The following is a 13,923-nucleotide window of genomic DNA, read 5'->3' on the forward strand; positions in this document are numbered from 1 at the left end:
AGCCAACGGCATGAATCAAACCGAATCTAATTTCGTCTGGCTGACGTGTCCTAAATGCCGCTGGCGTCGGGAATTTCCACAGTCGGCGGTAAAAGGCGATGCCCGTTGCCGCCAGTGCGGAACTGCAGTGATCGTCAGCCCACCGCCGGCCGTCGAAGCAATCCTTCCCGAGGACACACTGATGATGGAGGAACCGGTCGAGCTTCCGCCGGCGTCCGGCGTGCAACATGTCACCACGCCAAGCGAGGTTGAATATCAATTGGCGCCGTCCCCCCTGCCACGGCCTCCCATGATGGTCCGTTCCGACGTCGCGCGCGGGTCGGTTTCGGAAGAGAAACCGCGCGAAGACGTGGTGACGCCGCCGCGCCGAGCAGGCCTGGCTTGGGCATTCACTAATAATGTGTTCGATTTCCCCTTCCAAAAGTATTCGCTGGCGCAATGGGTTTGTGCTTCGCTCGGGCTCATCGTGGGAGATGAGCTAGCGCTGTTGGCTCTGATGGGATTGTACAGTGGCACCGAAGCGGGGGCGCTGCAGGCCGGGTGCTTCGGTATCGCTGCGTTTTTCGCGCTGTTGTTCAGCCTTTCTTATCTGGCCGCCAGTTTCCTCGATATTACGGTCAATGCGGCCCACAACGTCGACAAAGCCCATGATTGGCCCGATTCCAATTGGCGCGATCGGATGTGGAGTTTGGTGCGTGTGGTTTGGTGGGAAGTAATTGCCGGCACGTTGGCGGCGGCCATCGCCGGATTAGCCAGCTTTATCGGAGATTTTTTCGGTTGGGCTTGTTTGGTTTTTACTTTCCTACTGACGCCGATTGTCGTGCTGTCGGCATTGGAGGCCGACGTCATTTTGTTTCCTATTTCGCGGCCCATTTTTCGCACCCTGCGAATGGCTTGGTCCGCCTGGGCTTTGTTCTACGTGCTGACGGCAATTTTATGGACGCCCAACGAGTTGGTCACACGGCTGCTCTACAACCGCTCTCCTTTTCTGATGCCCCTTGCCGCCGGCCCGGTGCTGGCGGCGACGGTTTTTATTTATGGGAGATTGCTCGGCCGCTTGGCATGGTTTATCTTGCGCAGCAGCGATTCGGAGCAGGACCGTAAAACCGAGCAGCGCATGGTCGAGCAGGAGCGATGGGAAATGTAAATGGCGTACATATCATTTCGATTCCGCATCCATTGAACACGCTATGACAACACTCGATTTCAATCCGATACGACGCAATCTTGCGGCATTGCTGTTTCTGCTACTGGTCGGGGTCGCGTTCAGCATTAGCGGGCATGGGCGGAGTGCCACAGCGGCCGAAAGCGCTCCGACCGCGACCGATTCGGCGCTTTCTTTGCCGCCCGATATTACCGTTGCTGCCGACGGCACTGGCGATTTTAAGACCGTGCAGGAAGCCGTGGCTTCGATTCCGCGCGGCAACCGTGAGCGGAAAATTGTTCTCATCAAGCCGGGCGTGTATAAAGAAAAAGTGCGCGTGGATGCCAGTAACGTTACCCTGCGGGGAGAAAATCGCGAAAACACCCGCCTGGAGTTTTCGCAATTGGCCGACGATTTTACGAGCCATCCCGACGACATCGGCCGCGCTGTGCTCAACGTGCGTGGCGACGACTTCGTGATGGATAATCTCACGGTGGTCAATACGGCGGGCGTCATCGGTAAGCATGCCTTTGCCATTTTCGGCAATGCCGACCGCACGGTCATTATCAATAGCGACGTGCTGAGCGAAGGAAACGACACCGTATCGTTGTGGAAGGGGGACAGCGGCCGCTATTATCATGCTAATTGTAATTTTCGCGGCTCGGTCGATTTTGTTTGTCCGCGCGGCTGGTGCTACGTGACCGATTGCACGTTCTACGAGGTGAAACCCACGGCGGCCGTTTGGCACGACGGCCACGTGAACGAAGACATGAAATACGTGCTGCGCAATTGCAAGTTCGACGGCGTCAAGGGCTGGTGCTTGGCCCGCCATCATGTCGATGCCCAGTTTTATTTTCTCGATTGCACGTTTTCCAACACCATGGCCGACCGACCGCCGCGACGAGTGATTTATCCGCTCAGTGGCGCGGCGGCCACCGATGCGGACAAAAAACGCAATGCCGATTTGGATAAGCAAAACATCTGGGGCGAGCGTGTTTATTTTTACAACTGCCATCGCGACGGCGGCGATTACGCTTGGTTTGCCGATAATCTTTCGACAGCCCCCGGTTCCCCCACCGATGCCCAAATTACGCCGGCCTGGACATTCAACCATACGTGGGACCCGGAACATCCTGGGCCGATTGCGATCAAGGAATTGAAACCGCAGGACGGGAAAATCTCGTTGACGTTTAACGCCTCGGTCACCGTCAAAGGGAAGCCCCGTTTGACGCTCCAGGGGAGCGAACCCGCCGAATACGTCAGTGGGAGTGGAACCGATACGCTCATTTTCAAATTGCCAAGCAAAGAGAGCACTGCCAAAGTTTCGGCCGTCGACTTGAACGGCGGCGTCATCGTCAACAGCGAAGCCAGCGCGACGCTTGTTCAGGCCGACCTTACACTTCCTGCAACCAAAAACTGACTCTCGATTGTATGGATCCATTCATGCAAGCGGCCATTGATGAAGCGGCGGCGGGTTATGCCGAAGGGGGCATTCCCATCGGCTCGGTGATTGTGCATGCCGGAAAAATCATCGGCCGCGGGCATAACCGTCGTGTTCAGAAAGGCAGCGCTATTCTACACGGCGAAATGGATGCCCTGGAAAACGCCGGCCGCCAGCCAGCCAGTGTTTATCGCCAGTGCGTACTGTATACGACGCTTTCCCCCTGCCCCATGTGCAGCGGCACCATTTTGCTGTATGGCATTCCTCGGGTCATCGTCGGCGAAAATCAAACTTTTATGGGCGAGGAAGAACTGCTCCGCAGCCGCGGGGTCAAAGTCGAAGTGCTGCAAAACCCGCATTGCATTGAACTCATGCGCCGCTTCATTCGCGAAAAGCCGGAGTTGTGGAATGAAGACATCGGCGTGTGAAACGATAGCCGCACACAGTTGTCATCTTCCGCAAACCCAGGGGTTGCAACTCCTGGGCTTGTGTAACACTTTCATCCAAACTCCGTCTGCATCCAGCGCCGATAGGCATCCCACATAATCAAAACTCCGGCGAGAATAATTCCCGGCGTAATCGGGAGCAGCGCGCCTAGCGAAGCGTTACGCCAATCAACAAACGGTGTTAGCATTAGCACTGCGACGAAAAATGCGCACAATGCAGTCGAAAATGTGAAGTAAGCATACCGCATCATCCAAACTGCCAGGCCGAACGATAACACTTGTAGCGCAGCTGTCGGCGCCAGCACAGTTAACAGCTTGCTCCAATTCGGCGCACCCGCCGAAAGCACAAATGCAAGCACACACCAGGCAATACTCAACGATAGGCATTCCTTGGCCGCTCGATAGGCATACGTTAGCCCCATCTCAACCAAAAATTGCGATCGCCCCACCGGTCGCAGCGACTCGATGATTGTCATTGGGCGTTGCTGCTGCCACACAAGCGCCACATTGAAAACGGGGGCAAATACCATGTAAAATGCACAAACTATCAGGATGCTTGATCGCAGGTTGGGCGGCTCCAAGAAGGAGACGCCCCAAAAGGTCGCAAAAAACAGGACACCGCTAAACCACCCATCCGTTCTAAGCACCACACTCCGCTGCCTGATGCGCTGCCAAAGCGAACCTCTGGCCCATTGCGGCCACATCGGAACTTGCCGCTCGGAAGGCGTTCCAAATCGCCAAAGAAACGATGCCATCCGCGTTGGCGAGACTTCAGGTCTTGGATCACACCGCGAATAAATCTTGGGGTCCGATAGATCAAAATTTCCTGATCCCTCATCGCTCAGTTGCAACAGCCACACCAGCGTTGCCGCAATGCCGCACATGCTCGCGGTCAGAAGCAGCACCCCTAACACTTCCTGCCGCCCCTGGCTAAGTTCTTGAAACCACTTTTGAACCGGAGAGAGGCAGGCCATCAAAATTATAAGTGGAATGAATAATACGACAAATGGCGTTGGAGTCGTGAAATAGGTAAACGTCACCGCTGATATGGCGAGGCAAAGACCCGAGAGCCCCCAACTCCAATTGCCAAAGGCCATATTTGCCGCGGGTAGCACCACCGCCAGCAGAATTAAAAATCCGACCACAACCACCACATGAGCAGCAGCCCCGTTTGGAAATCGCCGCTGGCGAATCTGAATGACCTGCTGCTTGAAATGGAGCCCGACGAAAGCCGAACCAAGGAATGCCGTGCATATTGCCATCTCGGTCGTCATCGTGCCATCAAGTGCTGACGCGACAGTCGCAATCGCGGAAAACGCCAACAGGCCAACCGCCACCATGGCAATGGGACCGGATATCGCACGTCGCCAATACGTCGCCAGTACTTGGCCTATTTGCGCGGTCATGGTTGGTGCATCTCTAGGAATATGTCTTCCAGATTCAAATCTTCAATCTGCACCTTGGCTTTCCATTGGTTGCACAATGCCGAAATGAGTTCCGGCGACAGGTCGCGCGTGGCCACCATCGCTTGGCTGCCGTCAACGCGCGTCGACAGCGCGCCTGGCACAACGAAAGTCTGAGGCAACGGAGCCGCCGCGGTAAAATGCAGCCGCTTGATCGAATCTTTCAGTTCGCCAAGCTCGCCGTGATAAACAATTTTTCCTTCCTTCAAAATCGCCACCGTGTCGGCCACACGCTCCAGGTCGCTAGTAATATGCGTCGAAAATAATATGGTCCGATCGTTTTGGCCGGCGATATTCAATACTTCAGCCAAGAATTCGCGGCGAGCAATCGGATCGAGGCTGGCGGCCGGTTCGTCGAGGATCAACAACTCCGGTTCGTGCCCCAATGCCAACACCAGCGCCAGTTTTTGCAATGTGCCCACGGAAAGCGTTCCCGCGCGATCGTCTATTGGTATTTCCCAGCGCTGCACCAATTCTGCCGCCAACGTGGCGTTCCAATTTCGGTAGAACGCCGCTGTGTATGCAATGATGTGCTTCACCTTCATCCATTGGTACAGTGTCACAATCTGTGGGACATAACCCAGCCGCTCCTTGGCTTCAGCCGACAGGTCCCAAGCATTTTCTCCCAAGAGCATTGCCGTCCCGCCGGTCGGTTTCAGCAAGCCGAGCAGACATTTAATTAGAGTCGTTTTGCCCGCGCCGTTTTTCCCCAACAATCCCAGCACGGTGCCGCGTGGCACTTGCAGGTTGACTCCGCGCAGCACTTCCTTACCTGCCTTGAACTGTTTGCGCAGGCCGCCGACGTCAATCAGCAGTTCGGTCGAATCTATTTCCGTCGTTGACCCGCTTGCCGTTTCTAAATTATTCACGATTGAGATCCTCCAGCATGGGTTCGAGCAATCGCATTACATCCTGCGGCGAAAGTGACAATTGATAGGCCGTGGCGGCCACTTGCTCCAACAGGGGTTTGAGCGCCTGCCGCCTGTCGCGGATGGTGCCATTGCCTAGCGGTGTTTTTAAGCGCATGCCTTGACCGCGCACATTTTCCAATACCCCTTCCCGCTCCAAAATCGAATAAGCCTTGGAAACTGTCATGGGATTAATTTGCAATTCCTGAGCGACCTGCCGCACCGAAGGCAAAAAATCGTTGGACTGCAAGCGGCCGGTGGCGGCGTGCCGGCGCACTTGATCGACCAACTGTCGATAAATTGGCACACCGGAGCCGGGAAACGCCTGAAATAAGAAGCGCGACATAGTGTATCACTATACTAATACGCATGGGAGCCGTCAAGCCTCGCCTTTGCCAACATCACCGAATTGGTTAAAATGCTTCTTTCGACCGACCAAGAACTCGCCATATCATCCAATTGATCACGGAGGTGCATGATGCGCATGTTGATTCGAGCCAGTTTTCCCAACGAGCCATTCAATACCCTGGTGCGAAAAGGGACCGCCGGGGAGATCATGGGTAAAATTCTGGCGGCGATTAAGCCGGAATCGGTCTATTTCACCGACATGGAAGGCAAGCGGACGGGCCTGCTGGTGGTGAATATGGAAAACGCCTCGCAAATTCCGGCCTTGGCCGAGCCATTCTTTTTGAACTTCCACGCCGAATGCCATTTTCACCCTGTCATGACCCCCGACGATCTGCAAAAGGCCGGGCTGGCCGAGCTGGGCAAAAAATGGGGCTAAGGATGCCTGCCGTTTTTCAACGCCCTGATCCCCGGCCCAAATGAATTTCATCAAGCGATTATGGTTTCCATCAAACGCAACCCAACACGCGCGGTGCAGATCGGTTCGATAACGATCGGCGCCGGAAATCTCATTGCAGTGCAAAGCATGACGGCCACCGCTACGCAAGATGTAGCTGCCACGGTCGGCCAAGTGCGCGATTTGGAACAGGCCGGCGCCGACGTGGTGCGGATCGCTGTCGATAACCGAAAGGATGCCGAAGCGCTGGCCGAAATTCGCCGCCAAACCCGCGCAAATCTGGCGGTTGATTTGCAAGAGAATTACCGTCTGGTGACCGATGTCGCTCCGCATGTCGACAAAGTTCGTTACAACCCAGGCCACTTATATCATCACGAGCGCGAAAAGCCGTGGCAGGAAAAGGTGAAGTTCATTGTCGAAACGGCGGCTAAACATGACTGCGCCATTCGCATCGGCGTGAATTGCGGCAGTGTCGATCCGGCCAAGAAGGAAAAGTACGATCCGGCCGATTCCATCACTCCCATGCTGGAAAGCGCTTGGGAACATTGCGAGCTGCTGGACGATCTCAGCTTTACGCGCTACTGCGTGTCACTGAAAGATTCCGATCCCAAAAAAGTGATCGAAGTCAACCGCCGCTTTGCGGAGCGCCGGCCCGATGTGCCGCTGCACTTGGGCGTCACCGAGGCCGGCTTGCCGCCGGATGGCATTATTAAAACCCGGATTGCGTTCGAGCAGCTCATTGGCCGGGGCATTGGTGACACCATTCGGGTTTCGCTCACCGTGCCCAATCCCCGCAAAGGGGAAGAAATTGCCGCGGGGCGTTCCATTCTGGCCGACATTGCCGCCGGTCGGGTCCGCAGCGTGGTCGATTTCGGGCTAACCACGCTCAACATCATCAGTTGCCCCAGTTGTTCGCGTGTCGAAAACGAAGCCTTTGTGGAACTGGCCCAGCAAGTCAAGGAAATGACCCGTTTCGCTCAGGACCATCACATTACGATTGCCGTGATGGGTTGCCGTGTGAACGGTCCCGGCGAAACCGACGACGCCGATCTGGGCCTATGGTGCGGTCCCAATTTCGTGAATCTCAAACGCCGCAGCGAAGAACTAGGCGCGTTTGCGTACGACAAAATTCTGCCACGGTTGCGAGAGGAACTGGATGCTTTAATTTCGCAGCGTTCTGGCGCGACTGCCTGATTACGCAGCGGGACCATTTCGGGGCTTAATTCTCGACGATTTGCCGGTTTGCAAGCGGCCAATTCGCTCTTTGTCGGGTTGACCCACTGTGCTATCATCACCCGCTTTTCGGAAAGCCGGTTGGGCCATTAGTTCGCTTGCTCGTCGGGCTGAGTTCCCTAGAGCTTCATTGTGGGCTGAATCCGCCAACGGGCTGATCGCTCACAATTCCCGGGTCATGGAGGACCAGAATGCACGTGGGGGCAACGTGGTTTCGCTTTCGATTCACTTGCAAATTTGCAAGTGCGGTGGCAATCTGCGCCGTGGTATGCGGCTGCGCAACTTGGCACACCACAACCAAGCCCGCCGTGGAACTGCCGGAGCGGTTTACGGTGACGCTGGATCAATTGGTGATTCACAGCAATTTCGAGCTGCCCAGCCAACACAGGTTGCTGCAAGAACTGAATGCGGAACGGACCGATGTCAGCAGCAAACTGAACTTGCCGATCTCCGACGAAAAAATCCACGTCTATCTGTTCAAAGAGCCGGAGCAGTTTTACGAATTCATCCGGCAAAAATATCCCAACTTTCCAGACCGTCGCGCGTTTTTCATCGAAACTGACACCAAGCTTTCAGTCTATGCTTATTGGGGCGATCGAGTCGCGGAAGATTTGCGGCACGAAGTGTGCCACGGATATTTACACTCGATGGTGCAAAGCCTGCCTCTCTGGCTGGATGAAGGATTGGCCAAATACTTCGAAGTGCCACGCGGCACGAACGGCCTGAATTCCACCCTGCTGGCGGAATTAAACAAGCAGGCGAAACAAGGGCGCTGGCGGCCTGACATCCGCCGCTTGGAATCGCTCCGCTCGCCGGCCGAAATGACCGAATGCGATTACGCTGAAGCCTGGGCCTGGGTCCATTGGCTGTTGGAAACCGATCCCACGCACAAGGCGCTATTGCAGGAGTATCTGGCCGATTTGCGCCGCACCGGCACACCCACGCCGTTATCGCTATACGTGCGTCGCATGGACGGCGATCCGGAACATCAGTTATTCGATTACATTGTCCGTTTGCAAGACCGGCCCTGAGCGCTCGTCGCTTCTTACGCTCATTCGGCGGCATCAAGAAATAGACCACGGCTTCGTCACGTTTCCTTCCGGAATACTGCACCTTGATCCACTTGCTGAAAACCGAGCTTGGCGTACATCGCCAAGGCCGCCGTGTTGTGTTGCATGGTTTGCACTTCGATCAGTCCAAATCCTTGCTCCGCGGCTTGTCGCAAAATTTCGCCCACCAGCCAAACTCCCATCCCCTGGCGGCGATAAGCTTCTCCGATGAATACATCGACCAAACCCGCCGTCCGAGCGCCCCACGTATGACTGAAGGCTTCCATGTCGATTAGGGTGGTCACCCCGGCGGGCTGCGGTTCGTCCTTCAAAAACAGCCGGTACTGTAGCCGCGTGAAATCGCCGAGGGTACAAGCTTCCCACCAGGTTCGCAGCGGCGGATCGCACACGCAATCCACATGGAGGCGCCGCCGCAGCAACATTTGTTGTCGATCGACTACGGGCCGAAAATCCGACAGTTCACGATGCAGCACCGCAGTGTGGTCGATTTCGCGGTATCCTGCGGCGCGGAAAAAGCCCTGATGTTGCGCATCGGAATCCAGAATGCCCGGCAACTCGCTGCCGCCGTACAGCCCCACGTAAAATGCGTTCAGCGGTCTAATGCCCCCGCCATAAATTACCTTCGCCCCGTTTGCGCGCAGGTAGGCTTCACTACGGCCGATGAGTTCCGCGGCAATCGCAGCTTCGTCAGGATGCGGCGACACCATGGTCAAGATGGAGGCCCCCATCTCGTGCGACAAGGCCGATTCGTCCTCCACCGGACCAAAACCGGCATGCGCAAAGCCCAGGGGCCGCTCTTCATCGGTGGCCAATACCAGGCCCGCCTGATCGAAATACGGCTTGGAAAATACAAGCCGCTCCAGCAGGGCACTAGTCATCGGCTGCACATAGCCCCGCAGACCGGAGCGGGTGCGCCAAATCTCGGCCAAGTGGGGCGGATCGCTGTTACGGAAAGAGCGAAAGCCAATCAAGACGCCAACTCGCAGGGTTCATGTTGCTTATGTCCGTGTGCGGTCACAATAGCAAAAACTCCAATGGCGAAACAAGATGGATGCCGGAAAAGAGGGAATTCGAAGTCCCGCGTGACGAGTCGGGAGCGCCACGCATCATTCCGGCACGTTTACCCACACCGCGCCCGCTTCCACTTTCGTTTCAAACCTCGGCTGCATCACGGTGCGATTCAATTGATGCTGGCCCGAACGCACGTCGAACTGCCAGCCATGCCATGGGCAAGTGACAATGCAGCCCGACAACTGCCCTTCCCCAAGTGGCCCACCTTGGTGCGGGCAAACACCGTCCAAAGCAAAGAATTCTCCAGCCACGTTGAACAGCGCAATCATCCGCTCGCCGGCCACCGCTTCCAGGCAGTTTCCGGGGGAACAGTCTTCCACGGCTGCGATCCGCTGCCAGGCCATCAGTTTCTCTCGAATTAAGTGGACGCTAATCGAAACGGTGTTGAAATCCGCGCGGCGCCAGCGGTTTCCATTCGCCGGAGGCACGGTGTTGTAACAATTGTTGTTCCGCCACAAATTGGCCGATGTCTGTCAAACGTACATCTTCCAACGGTTGATCGACAAGCATTCGCTCCGCGGCTTCCGGCGGAACGGCCAAAATCAATTCAAAATCTTCCCCGTCGGTCAGAGCATGTTCTAGAGCATAGACTCCATCATTCCGCTGCGCTGCAAGTTGTTCCGCTGCCGCTGCAATGGGGACTTGATCAACGTCGATCACCGCCCCGCAACGGCTTTCCTCGCACAAGTGCCACAAATCAAGCGATAGGCCGTCGCTGCAATCAACTCCGGCGTGCAGTGGATAACGCTGGTGCAATAGAAGTGCTTCGTTCACCCGTGGCGTAACATCCAAATGCCGTCCCAAAATGCTGCCGCCGAATTGGCCTGTTACAATAATTCGATCCCCAGGCAGTGCTCCGCGGCGGCATAACGGACTCCCGGCCGTGGCTTCGCCCAGCGCGGTGATGCTGACCACCAGCGGCCCGTCCCAACTGTTGGTGTCACCCCCGGCAATGGCGATGTGAAATTGCTCAGCCAGCGGCAACATTCCCTCGTACAGTTCCCTCGCCAGTTGCCCACCGTTTTGCCGAGGCAGGTTAAGCGCAATCACCGCCGCCAACGGACGCGCAGCCACGGCTGCCAAATCGCTCAGATTAATCGCCAAGGCCTTATGGCCGATCCGCTGCGGCGAATGAATTTTTAAATCAAAATCGATTCCGTCGGCAATTAAATCGGTCGTTACCGCCAGATCGCCACGTCCTGCGGTTGCCAACAGCGCCGCATCGTCACCGATGCCCAATTTGAGCAGCGGATGCGGCGGCAACCGCTGACGCAGCCAACGCAGAAAATCGGCTTCCATGCCACCGACCATATCGGTGCGCCCCTAGCGACGCAAGTGGCGGCAGGCGATTTCGTTCGCAATCTTACCGCCGTTCCAGCGACACCGGCAGGTGGCCGTAAAGCGTGTCGTTGCCACGCAAAATGTAGAACTTGATCGGCTGGATCTCGGCGAAGTCAGGCCGGTTCAGCACGTAATCAACGTTTTCCTGGCTGACCGTTTCCCAAATGTGCATTCCCACTAACACGTCGCCGTGCCGAATGCCTTGCTTGGCTGCCGGACTGTCTGGCCGCACCGCCACGACCGACAAGCCTCCGTGGTACCGCGATTGATACAGCGCGAACTGTTGCGGCGGAAGCGGTTGCAATTTCAATCCCAAAAGTTCCCACGTGGCGTCGCCCGGGGTGCTGGCCTTGCTTGGCAAATCGACCAGCGCCAGTTTCAGGTCCACCGGCTGATTGTTGCGCTGGACCGTGATCGAAACATCCTGATCGACCTTGCGACCCAGCATGGCTCGTTCAAAATCGGCCGAACGCGCCACCGGCTTGCTGTCGACCGCAGTGATAATGTCACCCGCCTTCAGCCCGCTTTTGGTGGCGGGACTGTCGTCGTCAAGGGCCGTGATCACCGCCCCGTCTGGATGTCCTGGCGTGTCGCTGGTTTTCACGCCGTGCCACTTACGCTCTACTTTTTCCACACTCAGCAGCTTGGCCGCCACGGCCATGGCTTTATCGATGGGAATGGTGAACCCAATTCCTTGGGCGCCGGCTCGCACGGCCACATTGATGCCGATCATTTCGCCGTCGATGTTCAACAGCGGTCCACCGGAATTGCCGGGATTGATGCTGGCGTCGGTTTGAATTAAATCTTCGTAGCTTTGTGTGTCGCTAATTTGCACGTTGCGGTGCAAAGCGCTGACAATTCCCCGCGTAACGGTATTTTCGTATCCGAAGGCGTTCCCCAAAGCGATGACCGTTTCGCCCACCATCAAATCACTGGAAGTGCCGATGGTGATGACCGGTAATTTTCGCGGCACGTCAACTTTGACAATGGCCAAATCGTTCTTCGGATCGGTCGAAATCAACTGGCCGACACAGGAAGTGTTGTCCGCCAGCGTGACTTCCAGCTTCGTGACGCCGTCAACCACGTGAAAGTTGGTAATGATGTAGCCCCGTTCATCAATAATAATTCCTGTGCCCATCCCGTTAACTTTGTGCGGGCCTTCTGGGCGAGATAAAGGGTCGTCGTCGCCGATCAACGTCTTCTGGCCGTGGATATTAACGACCGAATCGTGCGCCGCTTCGACCGCCTGAACAATCGCCGTGCGGCGCGCTTCGGAGGCGTGGCTGAAATGATTGCTGGCCAGTGGGGAATACCCCAACACGCCGCTCACGGCAATCCAGCACAGCGTGCTTCTAATACATCGAGGCACGCGACGAACTAGGCAGGTAGACATGGAGGGCCGATTGGCGGTGGGTGGCGTCGCTGGAATTGGCCAGGCTATGTTGCCCGATCACCGGAAAATCACGGCGTCGCCAGGCAGGCAGTGCGTCGCGATACGCTGGTTAAATCGGTCCACCAGTTACAGCCGCTTAAAACGCTACCACGCGGCCCGAATAGCTTGCCTGATTGCGATTAACGCTGCTAAAAACTGACGATTAAACTCGCCAATTCTTCATAGAGAAGCTTTACGGGTTCGGCAAACATTGACGTATCAGCCGAGCCAATCGCCGTTTTCGCGGGGAAGTGCCCAGGACAACCGTCAAAATTCCCCCATTTTATCCCGGCTCGGCGTTGTTATGATTCGCCATCCGGCCCTTGGCTCGACGATTGATTCGAGGGCGGCGCCGTCGTTTTCCGCTCCGACTTCCCGATGAATGCCAGCGGCTGCAATAACAAATAAATGCCGCAAACTAGCAACAGTAAATACGGCCAACGATCCAGCAAATTCGCTAACTGCACCCAGCCCGCTTGCACGGCCAGCAAATGCAACATCGCCACCAACACCACCAGGACCAAGCCTGCCACCAGCAGGCCGCAGCCGATCGAAGTCATGGTCCCCTTGAACGTGCCGATGTCTGTGAATTCTTCCCGATGCAAATCAATCGTCCGTCCCCGCGCCAGGCTGCGATCAATTGTTTCTGCTAATTCCACCGTTCGGGCAGCTTCGGCCCAGGTGGGGTCAACGGGCTCGCCTTCGCGAGCGGCGGCAAGTTTTGCAAGCGCCGTGGAGGCTGGATCCCAATCTACATAGTCTTTGACGGTCGCATTCGGTAATGTGCGAATTTCTAGCCGCCAGGGCGAATGGTCTTCCGGCATCCACAACACTGACTTTCCCTGCGAGCCAACCAGAGTCAACCGCCCCCCAGGCTGGTCTTCCACAGGCGATACGCACCATCGGCAAACCAGTTCCTGCTCGCACGTCATTTGCACCGTGAGATTGGCATACGGCCCCACCGAAGTACCTGTACCGCTGCCTAAGGCGTGCATCTTGGTCGCGTCGCCAGCGACGAACTGCATTAAATCCGCGTCGATCGCAAACTGCCGCAATACTCCCTCTCGATTCCGCTGCGGCAAAAAACGCTCGAACACAACTTGCTCAATGCCTCCCATCGCCGACGACTTTCCCTGCTCAACCAGCGAGTGCATTTCCGTTGCCACAGGATGCCACCGCGCGGGTAAATACGGCAAAACGATGGAGCGCGATTCTTCGCGGATCATTTCCAATTCGTAACATTCCAGCATCGACAAATTGATCGGATGCGACACCAACGTCGGAATACCGGTCTGAATCAACCTCCGCAATTGTTCGATCCGCAAGTCTGGCTGATCGCCCGAAGGTTGGTTGGCAGCCACCACCACTGCGTCCACCGAATTAGTATCCAGCGCGTTTTCCCAATCGGCAATCATCCGCGCGCTTCGAGCAATGGACTTGGCTTCCGCCGCGCGGGCGGCCGACGCATCAATCATCACAATTTCGTCGTGGCCATCGCGCGCCGCTGCAGTCGCTACGGCAAGCGTTGCTTCGTCAACGCCAAGCAGGGCAATTCGCATGATTATCGATTCA

14 protein-coding genes are annotated in these 13,923 nt (G+C 56.4%); 6 read left to right on the top strand and 8 right to left on the bottom strand.

Translation table 11 applies throughout. The features are described 5' to 3' along the window. The 3 genes from VMJ32_04470 to VMJ32_04480 all read left to right on the top strand — a co-directional run. The coding region (locus VMJ32_04470) for a hypothetical protein (protein HTQ38255.1) at positions 1-1,147 on the top strand (1,147 nt) is incomplete at its 5' end. Positions 1,148-1,190: 43 nt separating this feature from the next. Beyond that, on the top strand, positions 1,191-2,564 hold the full coding sequence (locus VMJ32_04475) for a pectinesterase family protein (protein HTQ38256.1): 1,374 nt from the start codon (positions 1,191-1,193) through the stop codon (positions 2,562-2,564). Positions 2,565-2,587: 23 nt separating this feature from the next. Next, a complete protein-coding gene (locus VMJ32_04480; GenBank protein ID HTQ38257.1) occupies positions 2,588-3,013 on the top strand; it encodes a nucleoside deaminase in 426 nt (141 codons plus the stop codon). A gap of 71 nt (positions 3,014-3,084) precedes the next feature. Here VMJ32_04480 and VMJ32_04485 read toward each other — a convergent pair whose 3' ends face one another. From VMJ32_04485 to VMJ32_04495, 3 genes are read right to left on the bottom strand one after another with little or no spacing between them, the layout of a single operon-like run. After that, positions 3,085-4,437: a hypothetical protein gene (locus tag VMJ32_04485; GenBank protein HTQ38258.1), complete on the bottom strand. Its 1,353-nt coding sequence runs from the start codon at positions 4,435-4,437 to the stop codon at positions 3,085-3,087. Beyond that, positions 4,434-5,363 (bottom strand): ABC transporter ATP-binding protein, encoded by a 930-nt coding sequence (locus tag VMJ32_04490; GenBank protein ID HTQ38259.1) that lies wholly within the window; start codon positions 5,361-5,363, stop codon positions 4,434-4,436. The genes VMJ32_04485 and VMJ32_04490 overlap by 4 nt, the downstream gene beginning before the upstream one ends. Beyond that, positions 5,356-5,748, bottom strand: a complete 393-nt coding sequence (locus VMJ32_04495) for a GntR family transcriptional regulator (GenBank protein ID HTQ38260.1) — start codon at positions 5,746-5,748, stop codon at positions 5,356-5,358. The genes VMJ32_04490 and VMJ32_04495 overlap by 8 nt, the downstream gene beginning before the upstream one ends. Positions 5,749-5,880: 132 nt before the next feature. Between VMJ32_04495 and VMJ32_04500 the strand changes: the two genes are divergently transcribed. The 3 genes from VMJ32_04500 (at position 5,881) to VMJ32_04510 (ending at position 8,468) form a co-directional block, all read left to right on the top strand. After that, on the top strand, positions 5,881-6,186 hold the full coding sequence (locus VMJ32_04500; protein ID HTQ38261.1) for a hypothetical protein: 306 nt from the start codon (positions 5,881-5,883) through the stop codon (positions 6,184-6,186). A gap of 60 nt (positions 6,187-6,246) precedes the next feature. Then, positions 6,247-7,398 (top strand): (E)-4-hydroxy-3-methylbut-2-enyl-diphosphate synthase, encoded by a 1,152-nt coding sequence (ispG, locus tag VMJ32_04505; protein ID HTQ38262.1) that lies wholly within the window; start codon positions 6,247-6,249, stop codon positions 7,396-7,398. 287 nt (positions 7,399-7,685) lie between these two features. Further along, a complete protein-coding gene (locus tag VMJ32_04510) occupies positions 7,686-8,468 on the top strand; it encodes a DUF1570 domain-containing protein (GenBank protein HTQ38263.1) in 783 nt (260 codons plus the stop codon). A 56-nt stretch (positions 8,469-8,524) separates the two neighbouring features. Here the strand turns inward: VMJ32_04510 and VMJ32_04515 are convergent, their stop codons facing one another. The 5 genes from VMJ32_04515 to VMJ32_04535 all read right to left on the bottom strand — a co-directional run bounded on the left by VMJ32_04515 (position 8,525) and on the right by VMJ32_04535 (position 13,910). Continuing rightward, complete coding sequence (locus VMJ32_04515; protein ID HTQ38264.1) at positions 8,525-9,478, bottom strand: GNAT family N-acetyltransferase; 954 nt, start codon at positions 9,476-9,478, stop codon at positions 8,525-8,527. 135 nt (positions 9,479-9,613) lie between these two features. Further along, positions 9,614-9,922: a Rieske 2Fe-2S domain-containing protein gene (locus VMJ32_04520; GenBank protein ID HTQ38265.1), complete on the bottom strand. Its 309-nt coding sequence runs from the start codon at positions 9,920-9,922 to the stop codon at positions 9,614-9,616. A gap of 25 nt (positions 9,923-9,947) precedes the next feature. Next, positions 9,948-10,877 carry a thiamine-phosphate kinase gene (thiL, locus tag VMJ32_04525; protein HTQ38266.1) on the bottom strand — a complete coding sequence of 310 codons (930 nt, stop codon included), beginning with the start codon at positions 10,875-10,877 and terminating at the stop codon, positions 9,948-9,950. Between the two features lie 64 nt (positions 10,878-10,941). Further along, entirely contained in the window at positions 10,942-12,312 is a 1,371-nt protein-coding gene (locus tag VMJ32_04530) for a trypsin-like peptidase domain-containing protein (GenBank protein HTQ38267.1), read from the bottom strand. A gap of 341 nt (positions 12,313-12,653) precedes the next feature. After that, positions 12,654-13,910, bottom strand: coding sequence for a hypothetical protein (locus VMJ32_04535; protein ID HTQ38268.1), 1,257 nt, complete (start codon positions 13,908-13,910; stop codon positions 12,654-12,656). Positions 13,911-13,923 lie beyond the last annotated feature (13 nt).

The sequence above is a fragment of the Pirellulales bacterium genome (genome assembly GCA_035499655.1).
Classification (GTDB): domain Bacteria; phylum Planctomycetota; class Planctomycetia; order Pirellulales; family JADZDJ01; genus DATJYL01.

Bases quoted from the DNA above. Each gene is read 5' to 3' on its own strand.
- VMJ32_04535 (HTQ38268.1), bottom strand. From the start codon at position 13,910: ATGCGAATTGCCCTGCTTGGCGTTGACGAAGCAACGCTTGCCGTAGCG.
- VMJ32_04475 (HTQ38256.1), top strand. From the start codon at position 1,191: ATGACAACACTCGATTTCAATCCGATACGACGCAATCTTGCGGCATTG.
- VMJ32_04530 (HTQ38267.1), bottom strand. From the start codon at position 12,312: ATGTCTACCTGCCTAGTTCGTCGCGTGCCTCGATGTATTAGAAGCACG.
- VMJ32_04485 (HTQ38258.1), bottom strand. From the start codon at position 4,437: ATGACCGCGCAAATAGGCCAAGTACTGGCGACGTATTGGCGACGTGCG.
- VMJ32_04480 (HTQ38257.1), top strand. From the start codon at position 2,588: ATGCAAGCGGCCATTGATGAAGCGGCGGCGGGTTATGCCGAAGGGGGC.
- thiL (HTQ38266.1), bottom strand. From the start codon at position 10,877: ATGGAAGCCGATTTTCTGCGTTGGCTGCGTCAGCGGTTGCCGCCGCAT.
- ispG (HTQ38262.1), top strand. From the start codon at position 6,247: ATGGTTTCCATCAAACGCAACCCAACACGCGCGGTGCAGATCGGTTCG.
- VMJ32_04520 (HTQ38265.1), bottom strand. From the start codon at position 9,922: ATGGCCTGGCAGCGGATCGCAGCCGTGGAAGACTGTTCCCCCGGAAAC.
- VMJ32_04500 (HTQ38261.1), top strand. From the start codon at position 5,881: ATGCGCATGTTGATTCGAGCCAGTTTTCCCAACGAGCCATTCAATACC.
- VMJ32_04495 (HTQ38260.1), bottom strand. From the start codon at position 5,748: ATGTCGCGCTTCTTATTTCAGGCGTTTCCCGGCTCCGGTGTGCCAATT.